Source organism: Raskinella chloraquaticus (SeqCode), assembly GCF_021731865.1.
GTDB classification, from domain to species: Bacteria; Pseudomonadota; Alphaproteobacteria; order Rhizobiales; family UBA4765; genus Raskinella; species Raskinella chloraquaticus.
Genome location: NZ_JAKFWN010000026.1, coordinates 55,992 through 77,485 on the forward strand (window position 1 = coordinate 55,992; position 21,494 = coordinate 77,485).

21 protein-coding genes are annotated in these 21,494 nt (G+C 61.4%); 16 read left to right on the forward strand and 5 right to left on the reverse strand.

Annotated features, from left to right (window positions below):
• The first annotated feature begins 47 nt into the window (after window positions 1-47).
• Genes ACINK1_RS09485 through ACINK1_RS09535 form a run of 11 tightly spaced genes read left to right on the forward strand, consistent with a single transcriptional unit; the run spans window position 48 to window position 9,552 of the window.
• Window positions 48-1,277, forward strand: a complete 1,230-nt coding sequence (locus ACINK1_RS09485; RefSeq protein WP_376801592.1) for a DUF459 domain-containing protein — start codon at window positions 48-50, stop codon at window positions 1,275-1,277.
• Between the two features lie 47 nt (window positions 1,278-1,324).
• Window positions 1,325-2,113, forward strand: coding sequence for a sulfite exporter TauE/SafE family protein (locus tag ACINK1_RS09490; RefSeq protein WP_376801593.1), 789 nt, complete (start codon window positions 1,325-1,327; stop codon window positions 2,111-2,113).
• A 42-nt stretch (window positions 2,114-2,155) separates the two neighbouring features.
• Window positions 2,156-2,872 (forward strand): succinate dehydrogenase/fumarate reductase iron-sulfur subunit, encoded by a 717-nt coding sequence (locus ACINK1_RS09495; RefSeq protein WP_376801594.1) that lies wholly within the window; start codon window positions 2,156-2,158, stop codon window positions 2,870-2,872.
• Window positions 2,869-3,207 carry a succinate dehydrogenase gene (locus ACINK1_RS09500; protein WP_376801595.1) on the forward strand — a complete coding sequence of 113 codons (339 nt, stop codon included), beginning with the start codon at window positions 2,869-2,871 and terminating at the stop codon, window positions 3,205-3,207. The genes ACINK1_RS09495 and ACINK1_RS09500 overlap by 4 nt, the downstream gene beginning before the upstream one ends.
• Before the next feature lie 13 nt (window positions 3,208-3,220).
• Window positions 3,221-3,589 carry a succinate dehydrogenase, cytochrome b556 subunit gene (sdhC, locus tag ACINK1_RS09505; protein ID WP_376801596.1) on the forward strand — a complete coding sequence of 123 codons (369 nt, stop codon included), beginning with the start codon at window positions 3,221-3,223 and terminating at the stop codon, window positions 3,587-3,589.
• A gap of 31 nt (window positions 3,590-3,620) precedes the next feature.
• A complete protein-coding gene (locus ACINK1_RS09510) occupies window positions 3,621-4,634 on the forward strand; it encodes an ABC transporter substrate-binding protein (RefSeq protein ID WP_376801597.1) in 1,014 nt (337 codons plus the stop codon).
• A gap of 2 nt (window positions 4,635-4,636) precedes the next feature.
• Window positions 4,637-5,476 (forward strand): ABC transporter ATP-binding protein, encoded by an 840-nt coding sequence (locus ACINK1_RS09515; RefSeq protein WP_376801598.1) that lies wholly within the window; start codon window positions 4,637-4,639, stop codon window positions 5,474-5,476.
• Window positions 5,463-6,350: an ABC transporter permease gene (locus tag ACINK1_RS09520; RefSeq protein WP_376801599.1), complete on the forward strand. Its 888-nt coding sequence runs from the start codon at window positions 5,463-5,465 to the stop codon at window positions 6,348-6,350. The genes ACINK1_RS09515 and ACINK1_RS09520 overlap by 14 nt, the downstream gene beginning before the upstream one ends.
• Complete coding sequence (locus tag ACINK1_RS09525) at window positions 6,347-7,228, forward strand: fumarate hydratase (protein WP_376801600.1); 882 nt, start codon at window positions 6,347-6,349, stop codon at window positions 7,226-7,228. The genes ACINK1_RS09520 and ACINK1_RS09525 overlap by 4 nt, the downstream gene beginning before the upstream one ends.
• Window positions 7,229-7,840 (forward strand): fumarate hydratase C-terminal domain-containing protein, encoded by a 612-nt coding sequence (locus ACINK1_RS09530; RefSeq protein WP_376801601.1) that lies wholly within the window; start codon window positions 7,229-7,231, stop codon window positions 7,838-7,840.
• On the forward strand, window positions 7,837-9,552 hold the full coding sequence (locus ACINK1_RS09535; protein ID WP_376801602.1) for an L-aspartate oxidase: 1,716 nt from the start codon (window positions 7,837-7,839) through the stop codon (window positions 9,550-9,552). The genes ACINK1_RS09530 and ACINK1_RS09535 overlap by 4 nt, the downstream gene beginning before the upstream one ends.
• A 21-nt stretch (window positions 9,553-9,573) precedes the next feature.
• On the opposite strand, the gene ACINK1_RS09540 is transcribed toward ACINK1_RS09535, so the two are convergent.
• Complete coding sequence (locus ACINK1_RS09540) at window positions 9,574-10,617, reverse strand: C-terminal binding protein (protein WP_376801603.1); 1,044 nt, start codon at window positions 10,615-10,617, stop codon at window positions 9,574-9,576.
• A gap of 100 nt (window positions 10,618-10,717) precedes the next feature.
• Here ACINK1_RS09540 and ACINK1_RS09545 point away from each other — a divergent pair, with 100 nt between their 5' ends.
• The 3 genes from ACINK1_RS09545 to ACINK1_RS09555 all read left to right on the forward strand — a co-directional run bounded on the left by ACINK1_RS09545 (window position 10,718) and on the right by ACINK1_RS09555 (window position 14,395).
• Window positions 10,718-12,379 (forward strand): thiamine pyrophosphate-dependent enzyme, encoded by a 1,662-nt coding sequence (locus tag ACINK1_RS09545; protein WP_376801604.1) that lies wholly within the window; start codon window positions 10,718-10,720, stop codon window positions 12,377-12,379.
• Between the two features lie 166 nt (window positions 12,380-12,545).
• Window positions 12,546-13,259 (forward strand): alpha/beta hydrolase, encoded by a 714-nt coding sequence (locus tag ACINK1_RS09550; RefSeq protein ID WP_376801605.1) that lies wholly within the window; start codon window positions 12,546-12,548, stop codon window positions 13,257-13,259.
• 20 nt (window positions 13,260-13,279) lie between these two features.
• Entirely contained in the window at window positions 13,280-14,395 is a 1,116-nt protein-coding gene (locus ACINK1_RS09555) for an NAD(P)/FAD-dependent oxidoreductase (RefSeq protein WP_376801606.1), read from the forward strand.
• A gap of 6 nt (window positions 14,396-14,401) precedes the next feature.
• On the opposite strand, the gene ACINK1_RS09560 is transcribed toward ACINK1_RS09555, so the two are convergent.
• The 4 genes from ACINK1_RS09560 to epmA all read right to left on the reverse strand — a co-directional run bounded on the left by ACINK1_RS09560 (window position 14,402) and on the right by epmA (window position 18,886).
• Window positions 14,402-15,571 (reverse strand): M20 aminoacylase family protein, encoded by a 1,170-nt coding sequence (locus ACINK1_RS09560; RefSeq protein WP_376801607.1) that lies wholly within the window; start codon window positions 15,569-15,571, stop codon window positions 14,402-14,404.
• A gap of 89 nt (window positions 15,572-15,660) precedes the next feature.
• Window positions 15,661-16,764, reverse strand: a complete 1,104-nt coding sequence (locus tag ACINK1_RS09565; protein ID WP_376801608.1) for a cystathionine gamma-lyase — start codon at window positions 16,762-16,764, stop codon at window positions 15,661-15,663.
• Window positions 16,761-17,828, reverse strand: a complete 1,068-nt coding sequence (locus ACINK1_RS09570) for a lysine-2,3-aminomutase-like protein (RefSeq protein ID WP_376801609.1) — start codon at window positions 17,826-17,828, stop codon at window positions 16,761-16,763. Before ACINK1_RS09570 ends, ACINK1_RS09565 begins: the two co-directional genes overlap by 4 nt.
• Complete coding sequence (epmA, locus tag ACINK1_RS09575) at window positions 17,825-18,886, reverse strand: EF-P lysine aminoacylase EpmA (protein ID WP_376801610.1); 1,062 nt, start codon at window positions 18,884-18,886, stop codon at window positions 17,825-17,827. The genes ACINK1_RS09570 and epmA overlap by 4 nt, the downstream gene beginning before the upstream one ends.
• A 69-nt stretch (window positions 18,887-18,955) precedes the next feature.
• Between epmA and efp the strand changes: the two genes are divergently transcribed.
• Both efp and ACINK1_RS09585 read left to right on the forward strand, forming a co-directional pair.
• Entirely contained in the window at window positions 18,956-19,525 is a 570-nt protein-coding gene (efp, locus tag ACINK1_RS09580) for an elongation factor P (protein ID WP_376801611.1), read from the forward strand.
• Window positions 19,526-19,701: 176 nt separating this feature from the next.
• On the forward strand, window positions 19,702-21,387 hold the full coding sequence (locus ACINK1_RS09585; RefSeq protein ID WP_376801612.1) for a methyl-accepting chemotaxis protein: 1,686 nt from the start codon (window positions 19,702-19,704) through the stop codon (window positions 21,385-21,387).
• The last annotated feature ends 107 nt before the right edge of the window (window positions 21,388-21,494 follow it).

Here is a 21,494-nt window from a genome sequence, read left to right on the forward strand (position 1 = left end):
TTGGCCATTGGCTGGTGAACCGGTATAAGCCCGCCAATGGAGGCATAATGCGCAGGACCGCCTACACGCTGTTTCTGGTTGTTGTCATCGGCGTGGGCCTTGGGCGGCATGCAGCGCTGGCGGCTGGGCCGGCGGTTGAATTTCTGGAGGAAGTGTTTCGCCAGGAAGATGCCAGACGTAAACGACAACAGGAAAAACTTGCCCGCCCGGCGCACCCGCCCGTGGCGCGACCGGCGCGACCGGCGGCTGACATTTCGGACGTGACCTATGCAGCGCCTGAACAGCCGAAAAACGCGGATGCGGCGACGATCCTGGTGGTTGGCGATGAGATGGCTGGAGGCATCGCCGAAGGGTTGCGCCAGACCTATGCCGAAGACCGTAGCGTGAAGATTACGCCCGTCACGCGCCAAGGCGTTGGCATTATCAGCGGCGCGTCAACCGATTGGGGAGCGCTTGTCCGGGAGGCGATGGCGGAGAAAGCGCCGGCCGCCATCATCGTCATGTTCGGCTTCAATGACCGCCAGGCGCTGATCGACGGGGAGCGCATCGTCGAATTCCGCGATCCGCGCTGGCGGGATATCTACCAGGCCCGCATCGATCAGTTTCTGGGATATTTCGGGGCCCTTCGCACGCGCCTTTACTGGACAGGTCTGCCTATCATGCGGGCGGCTCGCGACAGCGAGGATTCCAGTTTTTTCGACGAAATTTTCAAGAGCCGGATGTTCACCGCCAGTGCCCGTTTTGTCGATGTCTGGGAAGGCTTTGCCGATGATGAGGGGAAGTATGTGGCGATCGGGCCGGACATCAACGGCAACAAGCGCCGGCTGCGCAAGTCGGATGGCATAAATTTCACCCCTGCCGGCAATCGCAAGCTGGCGTTTTTTGTCGACAACACATTGAAGCGCGACGGCGCGGTGAGTGCTGCGCCTCTCATTGCCGGCCTTGAGCTGCCATCGCGACGTGATGAACAAGGAACGAACCGGCTGCCTGGCAGTGTGGCGCCAAGCGTGCCGGCAGCGCCCATTGCCGCGCTTGCGCCCAATTATGTGGGCGCGGTCGTGCAACTCACGCCGTTGCCCTTCAAGCCTGGCGCTGAACTGGCGACCTCCCCGGTCAACCGCGATGATTTCGCCTCACGTGTTCTCCAGCGTGGCGATCTTGCACCAACGCATGTCGGACGCGCGGATCATGCGCAATGGCCATCGCCTGCCGCGGTCGTCTCCCGTCCTCCGGTCGGCGATGAGGGGCGCACGCTCGCCTTGCGCCCGACGCCTTAGACGCAAGCGCATTTCTCCGCCATGACCAACCCGTTTCTGGTACTGTCTTGGCCGACGATGATGGCCCGAATGGCTGGATCGTGACAGACGCTCTTCTGCTGCAGGCAGCCATCTTTACAGCCGCGACCGTGTCCGGCCTCACCGGCTTTGCGTTCGCGCTGGTGGCGGCGGGTATCGTCTTTCATCTGCGCTCGCCGGCTGATGCCACGGCGCTTATCCTCATGGGAAGCTTTCTCGCTCAGGTCATGTCGCTTTTGCGGCTGCGCCAAAGGGTCGCATGGGCCGATCTGTGGCCGTTTCTCGCCGCCGGCGTGATCGGCGCGCCGGTTGGAAGTCTGGCGCTTGGCCATCTTTATCCCGGCACGGTGCGCCTGGGAATTGGTCTGTTCCTGTCGTTCTACGCCCTTTATGCGATGCGCCTGCCGGTCACCTACGTCTCGCCTCTGGCAGGACGCCTGTCTGACGCGATTGTGGGCTTTCTCAGCGGTGTGCTCGGCGGCATTGCCGGTCTGTCCGGGGCGCTCATGACGGCGTGGTGCTTGATGCGGGGCTGGGAGCCGGCGCGGCAAAGAGCTGTTTTTCAGAGTTTCATTCTCGTCATGCAAGCCTATTCGCTGATGTCGCTGGCGCTGGTGGTTGGAATCAGCCAGCACAGCCTGATTGATCTGGCGATTACCGGTCCGGTGATGGTTGCCGGGGTCGTGATCGGCCTGTGGCTTTTTTCCAAAATCAACGGCGCGCGCTTTCGCTGGCTGGTATTGTGGCTGCTGCTGGTTCTTGGGGTTGTACTGACGATCAGCGAAATCTCGGCGATGTTGACATCGCATCCGGGTTAGGGATGCTCGTCATTCAGATTATTCAAAGGGACAAGCGGCGGCATGGCTGAGTTTCTGACAGTCGATATCTGGCGAGGCGGCGCGGAGGGTCAGCTCCAGCGCTTCGACGTGCCGCGCAGCGACAATCAGACGGTTCTCGATGTCGTCACCCATGTACAAAAGGTGCTGGAGCCGAGCCTTGCCTATCGCTTTGCCTGTCGGGTCGGTATGTGCGGATCCTGCGCCATGATGGTCAATGGCAAGGCGCGCTGGACGTGCCGCACGCATGTGAAGAAGGTGGCGGCTGATGGCCGGCTCACCCTTGAACCCCTTGCCAATCTGCCGCGCATCCGTGATCTCGTGGCTGATCTTGCGCCCTTCTTCGACAAATGGCAGGCGGCCGGCGGCCAGTTCAAGCCGCAAGCCGAACTTGGCGATGATTTTGCGATTGTGCCGCCGTCGGGCGCCGCGCGCCGCCAGGCTGATGAGGCGATCGAATGCATTGGCTGCGCTGTCTGCTACGCTTCCTGCGATGTGGTTGCGGGGCAGCCGGATTATCTTGGGCCGGCTGCGCTCAACCGCGCGTGGACGCTGATGAATGATGGGCGCGACGGGGCGCAGGACGAGCGCCTGAAAGCGGTGAGTGGCGCAGGTGGTTGCCAGAATTGTCATACCCAGCAGGGGTGCCGGGACGCCTGCCCCAAGGGGCTCAATCCGACACGCTCGATTGCCGGGTTGAAGCGCATGAGCCTCATGGCGCTCATCGAGGGACGGTTGTGAGCGGGCGCGGGGAGATGTGGCTCTTTCTGGCGCAGCGGGCAAGCGCGGTGGTGATGGCGCCGCTGGTACTGATCCACCTCGCCGTCATCATCTACGCGGTGCGCTCCGGCTTGAGCGCGGAAGCGATTTTTGCACGCACGCGCGGCTCGGCGCTTTGGGCAGGGTTCTATGGCCTGTTCGTCGTGGCAGTCAGTGTTCATGCAGCCCTTGGGTGCCGGGCGATCAGTGCTGAATGGGCCGGCTGGCGCGGTAATCGCGTTGACGGGGTGTGGGCGGCCTTCGGCGTCCTTCTTCTGATCGCCGGTTTGCGCGCCGTTGCAGGGGTGATCTGGTGAGGAGAGCCGTGTCATGAGTTTGCAGCAGGCAGCCGGGCGTGTGCGCAGCCGATCGCATGCGGGTTATGTTGCTTATCTTGTTCACCGCCTTTCCGGACTGGCACTCGCTGTCTTTCTGCCATTTCACTTTTTTGTGCTGGGCAATGCGCTCAATGGCGCTGCTGGTCTTGACGATTTTCTGCTATGGGCTGCCAATCCATGGGTCAAGCTGGGCGAATGGCTGCTTGTAAGTGCGTTGGCGCTGCATATGGCCGGCGGGATCAGGGTGCTGGCTATTGAGTTTCTGCCGTGGAGTGAGCGACAAAAGACGTACATCATGCTTTGTATCGCCTTCGCTATCGCGGCGGGTCTGCTTTTTCTGCTGGCGGCACGACACGGGTAAAGCAAACATCTAAGGAAAAGGGGAGAGACGCATGACCAATCATCATTCGCGCCGGCAGGCTCTTGCCGGCATAGCCGCAAGCGCTCTGATGCTGCCAGGCGTTGCGCGCGCGCAGGCGCCAACGCAGGTGCGCATCGCCAAGCAATTCGGCATTTCCTACATACCGATGGCGGTGATGGAGAAGCTAGGCCTTATCGAGGCGGAGTTGAAGGCCAATGGCGTGCCGACGTCCGACGTCCAGTGGGTGCAGTTCACCGGCGGGGCGCCGATCAATGATGCGCTGATTGCCGGCAGTCTTGAATTCGCCTCCGGTGGGATCGGACCGATGATCACCATCTGGTCGCGCACCCGCAGCAATATCGATGTGCGTGGCGTGGCGGCGCTCAACTCGATGCCGCTTTATCTCAACACCATCAACCCGGCAGTGAAGACGGTGAAGGATTTCACCGACAAGGACCGGATCGGCCTGCCGGCGGTCAAAATCGCCATTCAAGCGCTCGTGTTACAAATGGCGGCTGAGCGTGAGCTGGGCAAATTCGATGCGCTTGACCATCTGACGGTATCGATGAGCCACCCGGATGCCACAGCGGCAATGCTCTCAGGCAAGAGCGAGATCACAGCGCATTTCGGCTCGGCGCCCTTCCAATATGTGCAGTTGAAGGATCCGCGCGTTCATCGCGTCCTGAATTCCTTCGACGTGCTCGGTGGCCCGACCATCTTCAACGCGGTCTGGACGACGAAGAAAGTGCGGGAGGGCAGCCCGGTCGTCTACAAGAGTTTCCTGACAGCGCTTGAGAAGGCGATTGCCATGATCAACGCCGATCCGGTTGAAGCTGGCAAGATCTGGATTGCTGCGGAAAATTCGAAACTTGATCCAGGCTTCGTCACCGGCATTCTGAAGGACCCTGAAAACGTCATGACAACGACACCGCAGCGCTCGATGGTATTTGCCAATTTCATGAAAAAGACGGGCGCCATCAAGGATGCGCCGACGCAATGGAGCGATCTCTTCTTCCCTGAGCTACATACGAAACAGGGAAGCTGATTGTGCACGGTCGGCTCGACGATAGCGCCCTGCCGCGCCCGCGCCTTGAGGTTGATGGCGTCACCTTGCAATATCGCACGCGCGACTACGCGGTGCGGGCGACCCAGCGTGTGTCCTTTGATGTGCATGGCGCCGATCGGTTTGTTCTGCTCGGGCCGTCGGGATGCGGAAAGTCGAGCCTGCTGAAAGCGATTGCCGGGTTTCTGTCCCCGGTTGAAGGCGAGATCAGGCTTGATGGCCAGAAGGTCACCGAGCCTGGCCCCGACCGCATGATGGTGTTCCAGGAATTCGATCAGCTCCTGCCGTGGAAGACGGTTGAGCAGAACGTGCTTTTTCCCATGGAACGCACCGGCAAATATAGCGGCAAGGATGCGCGCGAGCGGGCCCGCCGCTTCCTTGACAAGGTGAAGCTCAGCAAATTTGCCCATGTCTACCCCCATCAGCTTTCAGGCGGCATGAAGCAGCGCGTGGCGATTGCGCGCGCGCTCGCCCTTGAGCCGCGCGTGCTGCTGATGGACGAGCCCTTCGCAGCGCTCGACGCATTGACGCGGCGCGAGATGCAACAGGAATTGCTGCAATTATGGGATGAGGCGCGCTTTACGGTGGTGTTTGTCACCCACTCGATCCATGAGGCGATTGTGGTTGGCAATCGCATCCTTGTTCTCTCGCCCCATCCGGGACGGGTGAAGGCGGAACTCAATTCGGGTGATTTCGGCGAAGGCGCCGAGGCCGGCATGGCGATCCAGGCGCTCGACACCCGCATCAACGCCATGTTGTTTGGCGAAGCAGCCGGCGCCTCGACGGGGCAATCTCAGGCAGGAAGCGTCCATGGCGGTCATTGATACTGAACGGCCAACGCCGCCGCAGCGACCTGAGATCGTCCATGCAGAAATCGCCGCCGGCGATCAGAAGCTGGTTGAAACTCCGCTCGGCTTTTTTGAGCGCATCGCCGCGTCAGAAGGTCTGCGCAAACTGTTCATCGTTGCCATGCTGGGGCTTGCCTGGGAAATCTACGGGCGCCTTCTCGGCAATGATCTTATTTTTCCAACTCTTGGCCAGACGCTTGTAGCGTGGGTGGATGCGGCCGTTTCGGGCACGCTGATCAACCGCACGCTGACATCGCTGCGTGTGCTCGGTATCGCCTATGTCATCGGTGTCGTGCTGGCGACGGGGTTGACCATTGTTGCGGTGTCATCGCGCCTTGGCACTGATCTGCTGTCGACGCTGACCTCGATGTTCAATCCGCTGCCGGCGATCGCGCTTCTGCCGCTGGCGTTGCTGTGGTTTGGCATCGGCATCACGTCGATTGTCTTTGTCGTCATTCATTCGGTGCTGTGGGCGGTGGCGCTCAATATGCATACCGGCTTTCTCTCGGTTGCGGAAACACTGCGCATGAGCGGGCGCAATGTCGGGCTGAAGGGTCTGCCCTATGTTGTCTACATTCTCATCCCCGCCGCCTTCCCGGCGATCCTTGCCGGCCTCAAGATCGGCTGGGCCTTCGCCTGGCGAACCTTGATTGCGGCCGAGCTGGTGTTTGGTGTTTCCTCGCGCTCGGGCGGGCTTGGCTGGTTCATTTTTGAAAATCGCAATCAGTTGCAGACCGCCCATGTCTTTGCCGGACTGCTCACGGTGATCCTGATCGGGCTTGCGGTGGAGAGCGGTATCTTCCGCCTGATAGAGCGTTATACGGTCGCCAGATGGGGCATGCAGAGATGAGTTTCGCGGTCACCCCGGAGGCTATTGAGGACGTTGCCAAGCTTCTCTACATCCGGGCGCTGAAAATCCTGCCAAGCGACATCAAGCAGGGTTTCGTGCGGTTGAGTGCGGCGGAGACGGACGAGACGGCTCAATCGATCCTGGCAACGATGATCGAGAATATCGCCGTTGCTGAAAAGACCGACAATATCCTGTGCCAGGATACCGGTATCCCGATCTACAATGTCGGCATCGGGCGCGGCGTTACACTCGATGGCTATCTGTTGAAACAGGCGATCCGGCGCGGCGTCGAGCGGGCAACCAGAGAACATCCGCTGCGCTCTTCCGTCGTCCATCCGCTGACGCGGATCAACGAGCAGACATCGTGCGGGGCGCATGTGCCGGTGATCAACATCGATTTTATCGATGAAGCGGAAACGCTGAGAATGGAGATGATCCCCAAGGGTTCCGGCTCGGAGAATGGCTCGTTTCTCAAGATGCTGATCCCGGCTGACGGCATTGACGGCATCAAGACCTTCGTCATCGACCGGGTGATGGAAGTCGGCGGTCGCGTTTGCCCGCCGACCATCGTCGGGGTTGGTATCGGTGGCACGTCGGATGTGTGCATGCATCTGGCAAAGGTGGCGGCGACCCGTCCGCTCGGCACCATGTGCAAGGACCCCGAGGGGGCCAGGCTCGAAAGTTTGCTGTCACAAGCTGTCAACATGCTCGATATCGGGCCGCAGGGTCTGGGCGGTTTTGGCACCGCCTTCGCTGTCCATGTCGAGGCGGCCGCCACTCACATCACCATGAATCCGGTGGCGGTGAACATCCAGTGCCATTCGGCGAGACGGGCGAGCGCGGTATTCACCCGCGCCGGCGTGGCGATCGGGGAATAGATGGCGGATTATCAATTCATCACGCCGGTCAGTGCGGCGGACGTCCGCCAGCTTCGCCTTGGCGACCGGGTGACGCTCAGCGGCGCGCTTTACGGCGTACGTGATGCCAATCTGATCGCCATGTTCGACAAGGGACGGGAGACCAAGTTTGATCTCGAAGGAGCGGCTGTCGTCCATACCGCACCCAATGTGCGTAAAGTGCCGGTGTCAAATGAGCACCCCGCCGGCTACGCGGCGATCAATGTCGGCACGACGACAAGCCAGCGCATGGAGCGTTTCACCCGCCCGCTGATGGAGCGCGAGGGGGTTCGCATCATCATCGGCAAGGGCGGTATGGGCGATGAGACGCTAAAGGCTTTCAGCGAGCTTGGCGGCGTTTATCTGGCGATTGTCGGTGGGGCGGCTGCGCTGCAGACGACGTGGGTCGAGAGCATTGATGATGTCGATATGGACGATCTCAACCCTGAATCGATCTGGCGCTTCAGCGTCAGGAATTTCGGACCCTTGCTGGTGACGATGGATTCGCATGGTGCCTCGTCCTTTGATGCAGTCAGGGCGCGGGCTGATGCCAGACGGTCGGCAGCGCTCAAACACCTCGGCGTCAAGAGTTGAGAACGCTTGACACCGATATTCTGGTTCTGGGATCGGGCGGCGCCGGGCTCTTCGGCGTGCTGCATGCGCTTGAGGCTGATCCTGATCTCCATGTGACGATTGCGGTCAAGGGATTGCTGGGTAAAAGTGGCTGCACGCGCATGGTCCAGGGCGGCTACAATGTCGTTCTGTCGCCGGGTGATTCCATCGAGCGCCATTTCATGGATACGATTGAGGGCGGCAAATGGCTTAACGTCCAGGAGCTGGCGTGGAAGCTGGTGTCGGAAGCGCCGATACGCATCCGCGAACTCGAAAACAAATATGGCTGTTTCTTTGACCGCAATCCCGATGGCAGCGTGCATCAGAAGGCCTTCGCCGGCCAGACTTTCGACCGCACCGTCCACAAGGGCGATCTGACGGGGATCGAGATTGTCAGCCGGCTGGCTGAACAGGTGTGGGCGAAAAGCGCCGTGCGGCTTGAGGAGCACCGGGCGCTTGCCCTGATACCGGCTCGTGATGGCGCGGGGCTTGCCGGCGTGCTGATGGTCAATATGCGCGATGGCGCCTACGTTCTGGTGCGGGCGAAGGCGACGCTGCTTGCCACCGGCGGCGGGCCCACCATGTATCGCTACCACACGCCATCGGGTGATAAATCCTGCGACGGCATGGCGATGGCGCTGCGGGCCGGGCTGAGCCTGCGCGATATGGAGATGGTGCAGTTCCACCCGACCGGGCTTCTCGCCGGCCCGGGTACGCGCATGACGGGCACGGTATTGGAAGAAGGACTTCGCGGGGCGGGCGGCTATCTTCTCGACGGCGATGGCAAGCGCTTCATGTTCGATTATGACGAGCGGGGCGAGCGGGCAACGCGCGATGTGGTGTCACGCGCGGTTGACGACGTGATCCGTGCGGGCCGCGCTTCCCCGCTTGGCGGGGTTTTCATCGAGATGAAACATCTGGGGTCGGAAAATGTGCGCCGCCAGTTCAAGGGCATGGTGGAGCGCTGCGCCGATTGCGGCTTTGATCTGGCTGCAGGGCGTGTCGAAGTGGTGCCGACCGCGCATTACATGATGGGCGGCGTGGAGTTTGCCGGAGATTGCTCGACCGCGCTGCCGGGCCTTTTCGTCGCTGGCGAAGATACGGGCGGGGTTCACGGCGCCAACCGGCTGGGTGGTAACGGGGTTGCCAATTCCACGGTTTTCGGTGGTATCGCCGGCAGGGCGATGGCGGCCTTCGTGCGCCGCGCCGGGCGGCTTTGCGATGAAGATGCGCACGCCGTCGCGGCGGCGATTGCGAACGCCGAACAGCCTTTCGGCCGGCCGGCCGGTCAGGTAGAAGAGGTGCGCGAGCGACTTTATCAGGTGATGTGGGATGAGGTCGGCATCATCCGTGATCGCTCGCGCCTGATGGCGGCGCAGGGCTCCCTGCACGAACTTTCCGCGCATATCGATGCCATGGGCGTTGGCGGCGACCGGGCCTTCAATCTCACCTGGCATGACTGGCTCAATCTCAAGAACCTCATTCTGGTGAGCCAGTCGATTGCCGTTGCGGCGCTGGCGAGGGAGGATTCGCGCGGCGCCCATTACCGCGCCGATCATCCAACCGCCAGCGATCTCATGACCTCGACCTATACCCAGGTGAGAATGGAAAACGATGAGCTGCGTGTGGCCGCGCAGGCGGTTGACTTCACCCATGTGAGACCAGGTGAAAGCCTGCTGCAGGCGGCGGAATAATGTTGTCTGCCGTCGTGCTGTTTAAGGGGCGCCAAAGCCGTAGCGCCTCAACTCCTCGCCATTGACGAGGCTGCGCAGTTTTCCCCGTGACAGACGGTCGGCTACCGCGCGAGCTGACAGCCGGCGCATGTCGTCAAGGCTCTGAGGCGTATAGAAAGCGGCATGCGGGGTGATTGTCAGGCGTCCCTCGAGCCATGGCTCGCGCGCCGTCCACGCCTTGATGAGCGGATGGCTGCGCTCCATGGGTTCGACCGGCAGCACGTCAAGACCGGCAGCAGCGATACGGTCCGTGCGCAAGCCCGCTTCCAGCGCGTCAAGATCGATGATTGGTCCGCGCGCCGTGTTGATGAGCACGGCGTCCGGTTTCATGGCGGCAACCGCCGCGTGATCAATCAGCTTCGTCGTTGCGGTGGTGAGCGGACAGTGGAGCGAGACGATATCGCTCGCCGCCAGCAGGCCGCGGAGTGTGTCGTGGCGATGCAACCCGAGCGACAATTCAACACCCGGCGGCAGATGAGGGTCGTAAAAGGCAACATCAAGCGAAAAGGCGCGCGCGCGCTGTGCCGCAGCAATGCCGATACGGCCAAGCCCGACAACCCCAAAGGTGAGGTCGCGCAGGCGGCGAACAGGTCGTATCGCCAGCTGATCGGTCGACCACGCATCATCGCGGGTCAAAAGCCGCGCATTATAGGTGCTGATGCCACGGACCAGATTGAGCGTCAGGGCCAGCGCATGGTCGGCAACTTCCATAGTGCCGTAGTCAGGTGTGTTGCAGACTGCAAGGCCGCGCCGGGCGCAGGCGTCGATGTCGATATGATTGTAACCAACGCCTGCCTGCACGAGGAGTTGCGCTTTCGTCATGGCGTTCACCTCACGCTCGCCGATCTTGTGGCGGCCGCGGAAATTGATGATCGCATCAGCGCGCGCCAGGGTCGCGGTCGATACCTGATGGGACGCATTGAGCGGCACCAGTTCGATATCGAAACCGGCGCCAAGTTCGGCCGCCTCAAGGTCGGGCAGAGGCATCGGCGGCGGATCGAGAATGAGCACCAGCGGCATCGGCATGTCCTCGGTTGGGGCAGGATGGCACGGCTGCAAAACCCCGCATTGACTTCGCAGTTGTTGCGCGCGACCACAAACACGGCAAGTGGGAGTTGAGATGGCGATGAACAAAAAAGTCAACACGCCGCGCCTGATGAGCGGTGGTGAAGCGATTGTTGATAGCCTCAAGGCCAACGGGGTTGACACGGTATTCGGCCTTCCCGGCGTCCAGATGTATCCGCTGTTTGACGCACTGCATCAGGCGTCCAACACCATTCAGACCATTGGTGCGCGTCATGAGCAGGCCTGTGCCTACATGGCGTTCGGGTATGCGCGCTCGACGGGGCGGCCCGGTGTCTTTTCTGTTGTGCCGGGACCGGGCGTCCTCAATGCTTCGGCAGCGATCGCGACGGCCCTTGGCGCCAGCGCGCCCGTTCTGTGTCTGACAGGGCAGATACCGTCCGATTTCATCGGACGCGGGCGCGGCCATCTCCATGAATTGCCGGATCAGCTGGCGACCATTCGGTCCTTCACCAAGGCAGCAGCGCGGATCGAGCGCGGCGCCGAAGCGCCACGCCAGGTCAACTGGGCGTTTCGCCAGCTCCGCGAGAGGCGTCCGGGGCCGGTATCGCTGGAGATGGCGTGGGATGTGATGGCGCGCACGGAAAGTGTGCAAGGGCTTGGCGCTGCCGGGATCGAAGCCGCCTTGGCTCCCGACCCCGATCTAATCGCCAGCGCCGCCAGATTGATTGCAGGCGCCAAACGGCCGATCATTTTTCTTGGCAGCGGCGCCCAGCATGCGAGCGAGGCGATCACGGCGCTCGCTGAAGCTATCGACGCGCCGGTTGCGGCATTCCGCAGCGGGCGCGGTATCGTTGCCGAAGACCATCCGCTTGGTGTGTCAAGCTATCAGGCAAAGCTCCTGTGGGAGAAAAGCGATCTGGTGATCGGCATCGGAACGCGGCTCGAAATGCCGCTGATGCGCTGGCAGGGGATGAGCGGCCTTGTTGACCGCTTTGACCGCTTGATGATCCGCATTGATATCGATCCGGTCGAGATGGTGCGGGTGAAGGCGGATGTCGGCATTGTTGCTGATGCTGCGCACGGCGCGCGGGCGCTCTATGAGGCGGTGACGCGGCTGCCATTGTCGAAGGCAGGTGATGCGACAGAACGCGTGGCGCAGGCGCGTGCGCAGGCTGCCAGGGATATCGCCGCGATCGAACCGCAGATGTCCTGTCTCAAGGTCATCCGGGAGGTCATGCCGCGCGACGGAATTCTGGTGGAGGAGTTGTGCCAAACGGGATTTACGTCCTATTTCGGATATCCCGTTCTGGCACCGCGCTCCTATATCTCCTCAGGTTTTTCCGGAACGCTCGGTTACGGCTTCCAGACGGCGCTCGGCGTCAAGATCGGCAATCCCCGCAAGGCCGTGGTGTCGATCACGGGCGATGGCGGCTTCATGTTTGGCGTCCAGGAGCTTGCGACCGCCGTGCATCACGGCATCGGGCTCGTCACCATCGTCTTCAACAACGCAAGCTACGGCAATGTGCGGCGTGACCAGCAGGAGCGTTATGGCGGGCGGGTGCTGGGATCTGATCTCACCAATCCCGATTTCGTCAAGCTTGGCGAAGCGTTTGGCGTCATGGCGCGGCGGGTCACAACGCCGGCAGAGTTGAAAGGTGTTCTTGAGGCAGCGCTTGGCGCTGATCGCCCGGCCCTCATCGAAGTCGCGCTCAGGCGTGACAGCGAGACCTCGCCGTGGAAATTCATCCATTTCACCCGGTAGCGCTGCTCTGTCCGACAGGGGTCTGCTCTCAGCGCGCTGAGGCTGGTTCCGTCACGTGGAAGTGAATCGGCAGCTGCCTGCACGATGGTAGGTTAGATGTCTGCAAGCGGAGAACCTCATGATTTCCGGTCGTCACCTGTTATCGTCATCTCTCGTGTTCTGCCTCATGCTATTCATGACCGGCTTTGCCTCGCCGGCTGTCGCCCAGCCGGTCACGCTTACAGCCAAGGACGGGGTGAAGGTATTCGGCACCTATTACGGCACAGGCGACAAGTCGAAACCGGTTGTTCTGTTGTTTCATATGGCCGGCTCCAACGCGGCCGAGTACGCGCCAACCGCTCCGCGTCTGGTGGCACTTGGATATAACGCGCTGGCGATTGATCAGCGCTCAGGCGGATTTGCCTTTGGTACCGGCAATCAGACGGTGAAGGAACTCGGGCGCAGTGCCGGCTTCCTGCAGGCCTTGCCTGATCTTGAGGCAGCGCTCGCCTGGGTTGCCAGCAGCGGTCATGGCGGCAAGGTGATCATCGTCGGCTCCAGCTATTCGGCCTCGCTGGTGTTTTTGCTGGCTGCGCAGAACCCGGGCAAGGTTGCCGGGCTGGCTGCCTTTTCGCCGGGCGAATATTTCGGCGCGGGCGCAAGCGTCAAGGGTGCGGCCCAAAAGCTGCAGGGCGTCCAGGTCTTTGTGTCCTCAGCCAGTGATTCCGGCGAGATTGCGGAAGCGCGCTCCATCCTTGAAGCCGTACCGGGAAGTGCCAAGACGCAGCTAGCGGCCAAGCGGGCTCCGCACGGCGCGTCCTCCCTGCGTCAGGATGCGAATGGCGGTGGCCAGGCCGAGGTGTGGGAAGGTTTCACCCGCTTCCTTGCCTCGGTGCGCTAGATCGTTCTACTCATCCGTCCATGTTAGCTGGGACGGATACGGACGTCGTCATTATCGGGGCAGGGGTCGTCGGGCTCGCGGTTGCACGCGAGCTTGCCCTGGCTGGCCGCGACGTGATCGTGCTGGAAGCCGAAGATCACATCGGCGAGCATCAGTCCTCACGCAACAGCGAGGTGATCCATGCCGGGCTTTATTACGCCCCGGGCAGCCTGAAGGCACACGCCTGTGTCGAGGGCAAAGAGCGGCTTTACGCCTATTGCGCACAACACGGTATTGCCCATCGGCGCATCGGCAAATTCATTGTCGCAGCAAATGCTGAACAAGTGGCGCGTCTTGAAGCCATCTGCGCCAATGCGCGGGCCTGTGGCGTTGATGATCTGGTGATGATCGATGGGCCGGAAGCGCGCCGCTGCGAGCCGGCGCTCACCGCTCATGCGGCGCTCATATCGCCGTCGACAGGCATTATCGACAGTCACGCCTACATGCTGGTGCTCCAGGGCGAAGCGGAAGCACATGGGGCGAGCGTCGTGTTCAAAGCCTCTTTTGAGCGCGCCGTTGCTGGAAGCGGGCGGGTGCGCCTGTGGACCGGCGGCGTCGAGCCGTTCGAGATGACCTGTCGGCTCCTCATCAACTGCGCGGGGTTGGCCGCGCCCGCCTTGGCGCGACGTATCGACGGATATCCGTCAGCACGCATTCCGCAGGAAAGTCTGGCCAAGGGAAACTACTTCACGCTCGCCGGTCGCTCGCCCTTCTCAAGGCTAATCTATCCCATCCCGGAACCTGGCGGGCTTGGGGTCCATCTGACGCTTGATCTGGGCGGGCAGGCGCGTTTTGGCCCCGATGTCGAATGGATCGAGGCGATGGATTATGCGGTTGATGCGCGGCGTGGCGAGCGTTTCTATGCCGCAATACGTCGCTATTGGCCAGGTCTCAAGGATGGTGCGCTGGCGCCTGCCTATGCCGGCATCCGGGCCAAGATCGGCCCGCGCGACCAGACACAGGATTTTATCATCGACGGCCCGGACGACCATGGCTGTCCGGGCATCCTGTCGCTGTTTGGCATTGAAAGCCCGGGCCTGACCTCATCGCTTGCGCTTGCTGCCATGGTGGCTGACAAAGCGGTCCGTTCAGCCTGACGCCAGCTATCTGGCGGGCAGTGCCATCTCGACAAGCCGGGCCCAGAAGCTGGCGCCATAGAGCGCCGCGTTGTCGTCGAAATCATAGGCCGGGTGATGGCAGACCGGCGTATCGCCATTGCCCACGAAGATATAGGCGCCGGGGCGCTCTTCCAGCATGTAGGAGAAGTCCTCCGCGCCCATCAGCGGCGGATGATCGGTCGTCACCTTGTCCGCGCCTACAACGTCCATGGCGACCTTGGCAGCGAAGGTTGTCTGGTCGGCGTGATTCACGGTTGGCGGATAGCCGCGCTCATAGTCAAGCGATGCCGTGGCGCCCATGGAACTGGCGATGCCGGTGATGATTTCGCCCATGCGTTTTTCAACCAGGTCCTGCACGTCTTTCTTGAACGTGCGCACGGTGCCGGTGATGCGGGCGGTCTGCGGAATGACGTTGAAGGCATCGCCGGCATGGAAGGTGGTGATCGACAGGACGGCGCTTTCCACGGGATCGACATTACGTGCAACGATCGACTGCAAGGCCTGACCGATGGTCATGGCAACGATGATGGTGTCGATGGTCTGGTTTGGCATCGCCGCATGGCCGCCACGCCCCTCGATATCGATCACAAAGCGGTCCGCTGCCGCCATTGTCGGGCCGGTGCGCATGGCGAAGGTGCCGACCGGCACGCCTGGCATGTTATGCATGCCGTAGACCTCGTCGATCTTCCAGCGCGTCATCAAACCGTCCTCGATCATCGCCTTGCCGCCGCCGCCGCCTTCTTCGGCCGGCTGGAAGATGACGATGGCAGTCCCGTCGAAATTGCGGGTTTCCGACAGATAGCGCGCCGCGCCCAGCAGCATCGCGGTGTGGCCGTCATGGCCGCAGGCATGCATCTTGCCGGGTGTTTTTGATTTGTAGGGGCGCTCGACAATTTCCTGGATCGGCAGAGCATCCATGTCCGCGCGCAGGCCGATGACCTTTCCCGACCCAGACTGCCGGCCCTTGATGACGCCTACAACGCCGGTCTTGCCGATGCCCGTCACCACCTCGTCGACACCGAAAGCCTTCAGTTTGTCGGCGACGATGGCAGCAGTGCGATGAACCTCGTAGAGGATTTCCGGGTTTTCATGAAAGTCATGGCGCCAGGCGGCGATGTCATCGGCGAAGGCGGAAACACGATTGACGATGGGCATGGGAACTCTTCGATTTTTGCGGGCGGACAGGGAGGCCGGCAGGTGCCAACCGTTCAGGAACAAAGGCTAACGTGTCGGCCGGGTGAGCGCTAGATGGTATCAAGGGTGGCTGATATCGCCTGCCACAGGGGCTCGACCGGTTCACACCCCACCGACAGTCTGACAAAACCGTCCGCGACCTTGTCGCCCCAGCGGCTGCGGCGCTCGGCCGAGGTGTGCAGGCCGCCAAAGCTGGTTGCCTGACGGAGGAGCGGGCAGTCCTCCATGAAACGTTCAGCCTCGGCCCGACCGGCAAAGGTCAGGGCGATGAGCGAACCAAAGCGCGTCATCTGGCGGGCGGCCAGATTATGGGCCGGGTGGCTTGGCAGACCAGGATAGACAACGTTCTTCAACCGTGGATGGGCAGCCAGACGGGGCGCCAGTTTTTCGGCATTGTCACACATGCGGGTGAAGCGCAGTTCCAGTGTTTCAAGGCCACGATGGACAAGAAACGTGTCGAAGGGCGAGGGAATGATCCCCACCATCTTGCGCCAGTCGCGCATGCGGGCGGCGAGCGCGGCGTCCCGTGTTGCGACGTGGCCAAACAGCACGTCGGAATGGCCGTTGAGCGCCTTGGTGTCGGATGCCAGAGTGATGTCAGCGCCCAGATCGAGCGGGCGCTGGCCAAGGGGTGTCATCGTCGTATTGTCGGCCACCAGCAGGGCGCCGGCGCCTCTGGCCTTGGCGGCAATCGCCGCTATATCGCAGATGTCGAGACCGGGATTGGAAGGTGTTTCGATGAAAATCATGCGGTAGCCGGCAAGGTCATGATCGCCCACCATGCCGGTCGCGGTCAGGTCAAACGTGATGCCAAGCGGCTTCAGATAGGTTTCGGCCAGACCGCGCGTCGCGCCGTAGCCGTCAGCGTGCAGAAGTACCTTATCGCCCGGCTGCAGCAGGGGATAGAAAACAGAAGCGACGGCAGCGAGCCCGGCGGGAAAAATGATCGTCTCGGCGTCCTCAAGATGGCCAAGTGCTTCCTCCAGTGCCGTCCACGTCGGGTTTGACCAGCGGCCATACTGATAGGGCCCTGAAGGGTCGCCCGCCTGATGATAGACGGAGGCCGGCACGATGGCCGGTTGCAGGGCTTCACCCTGCGCCGGTTTGGAGCGGGCATGCAGCATGCGGGCGAAGCGGGTGTCGATGTCGCTCATGTTGAGGTCCTTGAAGCGTTGCGGCGCGGCGGGTAGGCACGCTTTTTGCCGCCAAGCGTGGTGAGGTGAAATGAACCGCCGGCGGCTTTGATGTAACTTGGTCCGATGGGTATTTTTCCCGCCCCGTCTGGAACATCAATGACGTAGCTCGGCATCGCAAGGCCCGACAGGCGCCGGCGAAGCTCGCTCATCAAGCGCTGCCCGCGGGCAATCGACAGGCGGAAATGGCTGGTACCCGGCGCCAGATCCGGGTGATGCAGGTAATAGGGTTTGACGCCTGATTCAACGAAGGCACGCATCAGCGCCTCAAGCGTCTCGACATTGTCGTTGACGCCCTTGAGGAGCACGCTCTGGCTCACGAGCGCGATGCCGGCCTCGGCGAGACGGGCGAGCGAAGCGCGCGCAGAGGCTGTCAATTCACTCGCGTGGTTGGCGTGAACGCCGATGCAGGTGGCGATACCGGGTGATTTCAGGGCGCGAACAATCGCAGGTGTGATGCGCTCGGGATCGGCGATTGGCATGCGGGTGTGCCAGCGCAGGACCTTGACGTGTGGAAGTGCCGCCAGCGCCTTCGTCACCTCGCCGATGCGGCGTGCGGACAGCATCAGCGGATCACCACCGGTGAGGATCACCTCCCAGATGGCAGGATGCGCTTTGACGTAGGTGAGAATGGCGGCGAAGGCGCTGTCGCTCAGCGTCCCGTCGCCGTCCGGCCCCACCATCTCGCGGCGAAAACAAAAGCGACAATAGACCGGGCAGACATGAACGAGCTTGATCAGCACACGGTCCGGATAGCGATGGACGAGGCCAGGCAGAGGCGAAAATCTGTGGTCAGCAATCGGGTCGGCGCGTTCAAGCACATCGCTTTTCAGTTCGGCCCTGTCGGGAATGAACTGGCGGGCCAGCGCCTGATTGTTGGCGATGGTGAGGAGACTGGCGAGATGGCTGGTGATGGCTACCGGATAGCGCTCGCTCACCTCTTCAAGTCCCGCCTGCTGGCTCTGCTTGACCAGGTTGTGCGTGATCAGATCGGTGACCGTTCGCAAGGTGCGCGGGTTCTTCATCGCTCATCCCTGCCCGGATCGCTGAAGGGTGTCCACATCACCTCGTCAAGGCGGCTTGCACCCGTCATCAGCATCACCAATCGGTCAAAGCCCAGTGCGGCTCCGCAGGCGGCAGGCATATGCGCAAGGGAGTTCAGAAAATCCTCGTCCAGCGGATAGGAGTGGCCATAGATGCGCTGCTTCTCCGTCATGTCGGCAACAAAACGTCGGCGCTGCTCACCCGGATCGGTCAGCTCGCCGAAGGCATTGGCGAGTTCAACGCCGCACATATATAGCTCGAAGCGCTCGGCAAGGCGCGAATCGCGCGGCAGAGGGCGGGCAAGGGCTGCCTCGGGCAAAGGGTATTCGGTCAGACATGTTGGCCGGCCGATACCAAGCTTCGGCTCGATACGGTCGGCGAGGATGCGGCTGAAGAGGTCCGACCAGCTATCGTCATCCGCCACGCGCAGGCCAAGTCTGGCGGTGGCGGTCGCAAGCCTGTCGCGGTCGGTGGCGCCATCCGGGCCGAGGGTTGCCAGAAGATCGATGCCGGCAAAGCGCGAGAAGGCGTCCGCCACTGTGAGGCGTTCTGGTTCGGCGCGCGGGTCGCAGATGTGCTCGCGGTAATTGACGAGCCGGACCCCGGTACAGGCGGCGCATTCCCGCAACAGCGCCGCGCAATCAGCGATGATCGCCGAGATATCCTCCTCCACCCGGTACCATTCAAGCATGGTGAATTCGGGCTGGTGGAGGGCGCCCAGTTCGCGATTGCGCATGACATGGGCAAAGGAAAATATCCGTCGCTCGCCGGCTGCCAGGATTTTCTTGCAGGCAAATTCCGGCGAGGTATGAAGGAACAGTGGCTGCCTTGCACCCGCGATGCCATCCCACTGCGTTGCGAAGGCATGAAGGTGCGTTTCGTTTCCTGGCGAGATTTGCAGGGCGCTGGTATCAACCTCGATAAAATCCTGAGCGCTGAAATAGGCGCGCAACCGCATCGCCATTGCCTGTCGGGCGAGGAGGCGCGGGCGGCGGTCGGCGTGAATGTCGCGGCGCCACCATGGGCTGCCTGAAAGCATGGGGGACTTCCCTTTGGGCCGCGAACCTGTCAGTAGAAACGCCACATTGCAAGGCTAAGGAATAAAGACGTGGTCAAAGTCATCGCCAGCTCGGTCCGCAAGGGCAATATTCTCGATCTCGACGGTCGGCTCTGTGTCGTCATGTCGGCTGAAAGCTTTTTTCCCGGCAAAGGCACGCCTACGACGCAGATTGATATGCGCCGCATCAGTGACGGGGTAAAGGTCTCGGAGCGCTACAAGACGACCGAACAGGTCGAGCGCGCTTTTGTCGAGGATTTTGACTACAGCTATCTTTATCTGGACGGTGACAATTACGTCTTCATGAACCCTGAAAACTATGAGCAATTGCCGGTATCATCGGACGTGCTGGGCGATCAGGCGGTTTATCTCCAGGAAGGCATGGTGTGCAAGCTGTCGATCTTCGAGGGCAATGCGGTTGCCATCGAAATTCCCGCCCGGGTGACACTTGAAATTTCGGAAACGGAACCGACGATGAAGGGGCAGACGGCGTCGTCGAGCTACAAGCCGGCGATCATGTCGAATGGTGTGCGCGTCATGGTGCCGCCGCATATTTCGGCAGGCACCCGCATTGTCGTGTCGACGGCGGACAACACCTATGTCGAGCGGGCCAAGGATTGAATAATCGTTTTACATCGAGTTGCTATGTAACGCCAACTAACGTGTACTGAAAAATCATTATATGTGCGACGTTTATATATAGAATCATTTTTTCTACTTACTCCATGTTAACGTGATGTGGTCAAGGTAGCGGGGTTCATTTCTCGCGCCATTTGCGCTGTTACCGGTGATCTCCTATGCGCTTTTTTTCCCGTCTGTCGATTGGCCAACGTTTGAATTCCATCTTTGTGGTGCTGGGAGCAGTGACGATCCTGCTGTCGGCGGTCGCGGGATGGAGCATCTACACGCTCGGCCAGCTGAGCTTGCGGGTTGAATCGGCCGAAAACGGGCGCTTTGCCCTCAAAGCCATCGATGGGCTCATCTACCGGACGGTGATGGAGTCGCGCGGTATCTACATGTCGTCCAAGCCGGACGTGCTGGAGCGTTTTGCCAAGGGCCAGGATGCGGCATTGAAGGACATTGACGGCGTTGTCGAACGCTGGCGCAAAACCGTCACGGATGATGTGCGCGAGGATTTCGAGCGCGTCGCCAAGGGCGTGAAGGTTTTCAATGATTTTCGCTATGAATTATCGCGTATCGGGCGGGAGAAGGGCAATGAGGCGGCGCGTGTCGTCGGCGATGCCGAGCCCACGCGCATCGCTCGCCAGGCACTGAACAAGGAAATGGACGCGCTTGCCAAGCGCTATGACCAGCTGCGCGGCGATCTTGGAGAAGCGGTCGAAGCCGTCTATGCGCGGATGTTGTTTTTCATTGTCTTCGGTGTCGTCTCGACCCTGGCAACCATTGCGGTTGGCATGCTGATTGTGGCGCGCACCGTCGTGCGCCCGCTCGAGCGGCTGTCGGGGGTCATGGGGCGGGTGGTCGATGGCGAGACCGCCGTTGAGGTTGCCTACACTGATCGCGGCGATGAGGTCGGTCGCATGGCGCGCTCGCTGGATGTGTTCCGCAGTGCCATGGCCGAGCGCGCGGCCTTTGCCGACAAGGATAATCGCCAGCGTCAGGAGCGTGAGGCGCGTCAGGCGTCAATAGATGAGCAGATCGCCCGTTTTCGTGAGGCTGTGGAGGGCGATTTCAGCCAGATGTCGCTTGCCATCGACGGCATGGTGACCACGGCAGGGCAACTCAACCAGGTGTCACTGCGCGCCTCCAGCCATGCGAGTTCCATGGCTGGTTCGACACGTGACACGTCGTCGAATGTGTCGACGGTCGCGGCAGCGGCTGAGGAATTATCGGTATCGGTTCAGACCATTTCCGAGCGTGTCAAACATTCAAATTCGGTTGTATCGCGCGCGAGCGTGGTGGCAGGCGACACGACCGGCAAGATCGGTGAACTGGCGGCCGCCGCCGACAAGATCGGCAATGTCGTCAATCTCATTCAGGCGATTGCCGCGCAGACCAATCTTCTGGCGCTTAACGCCACGATTGAAGCAGCGCGGGCGGGCGAAGCGGGCAAGGGCTTTGCGGTTGTGGCCTCGGAAGTGAAGAGCCTTGCCTCGCAGACCGCCAAGGCGACGGAGGAAATCGCGGCGCAGATTTCGGGCATTCAATCGTCGACCAATGATGTGGTCAGCGCCATCGACAGCATTGTCGCGACGCTGAGCGAGATTGATCAGGTATCGCGCGAAATCGGTGCTTCGGTTGAGGAGCAGGGCGCAGCGACGTCGGAAATTTCACGCAATGCGCAGAGCGCGGCTGCGGGCACGGTGTCGCTGGCAAGCGATGTTGATGAGGTCACGACGACTGTGGGCGAGACGGAAAGTGCCGCGCGCTCGGTGCGGGTTGCCTCGGAAGCCCTTGCCGGACAGGCGCAGCGGCTGAAATCGGCGATTGATGGCTTCCTCAATGGCGTTGCCGCTGCCTGAGGCAGTCCTGTTTGAGCCAATCGATGATAAAGCGGCCAGCAAAACGGTCGTCATGAGCGGGACAACTATGTCCTTCCACAGGAAGGCGCATGCGAAACGATCTGAAA

Coding starts and splice junctions, on each gene's coding strand:
- ACINK1_RS09485 (WP_376801592.1), top strand. CDS start 48: ATGCGCAGGACCGCCTACACGCTGTTTCTGGTTGTTGTCATCGGCGTG.
- ACINK1_RS09495 (WP_376801594.1), top strand. CDS start 2,156: ATGGCTGAGTTTCTGACAGTCGATATCTGGCGAGGCGGCGCGGAGGGT.
- sdhC (WP_376801596.1), top strand. CDS start 3,221: ATGAGTTTGCAGCAGGCAGCCGGGCGTGTGCGCAGCCGATCGCATGCG.
- ACINK1_RS09510 (WP_376801597.1), top strand. CDS start 3,621: ATGACCAATCATCATTCGCGCCGGCAGGCTCTTGCCGGCATAGCCGCA.
- ACINK1_RS09520 (WP_376801599.1), top strand. CDS start 5,463: ATGGCGGTCATTGATACTGAACGGCCAACGCCGCCGCAGCGACCTGAG.
- ACINK1_RS09525 (WP_376801600.1), top strand. CDS start 6,347: ATGAGTTTCGCGGTCACCCCGGAGGCTATTGAGGACGTTGCCAAGCTT.
- ACINK1_RS09530 (WP_376801601.1), top strand. CDS start 7,229: ATGGCGGATTATCAATTCATCACGCCGGTCAGTGCGGCGGACGTCCGC.
- ACINK1_RS09540 (WP_376801603.1), bottom strand. CDS start 10,617: ATGCCGATGCCGCTGGTGCTCATTCTCGATCCGCCGCCGATGCCTCTG.
- ACINK1_RS09545 (WP_376801604.1), top strand. CDS start 10,718: ATGAACAAAAAAGTCAACACGCCGCGCCTGATGAGCGGTGGTGAAGCG.
- ACINK1_RS09550 (WP_376801605.1), top strand. CDS start 12,546: ATGCTATTCATGACCGGCTTTGCCTCGCCGGCTGTCGCCCAGCCGGTC.
- ACINK1_RS09555 (WP_376801606.1), top strand. CDS start 13,280: ATGTTAGCTGGGACGGATACGGACGTCGTCATTATCGGGGCAGGGGTC.
- ACINK1_RS09560 (WP_376801607.1), bottom strand. CDS start 15,571: ATGCCCATCGTCAATCGTGTTTCCGCCTTCGCCGATGACATCGCCGCC.
- ACINK1_RS09565 (WP_376801608.1), bottom strand. CDS start 16,764: ATGAGCGACATCGACACCCGCTTCGCCCGCATGCTGCATGCCCGCTCC.
- ACINK1_RS09570 (WP_376801609.1), bottom strand. CDS start 17,828: ATGAAGAACCCGCGCACCTTGCGAACGGTCACCGATCTGATCACGCAC.
- epmA (WP_376801610.1), bottom strand. CDS start 18,886: ATGCTTTCAGGCAGCCCATGGTGGCGCCGCGACATTCACGCCGACCGC.
- ACINK1_RS09585 (WP_376801612.1), top strand. CDS start 19,702: ATGCGCTTTTTTTCCCGTCTGTCGATTGGCCAACGTTTGAATTCCATC.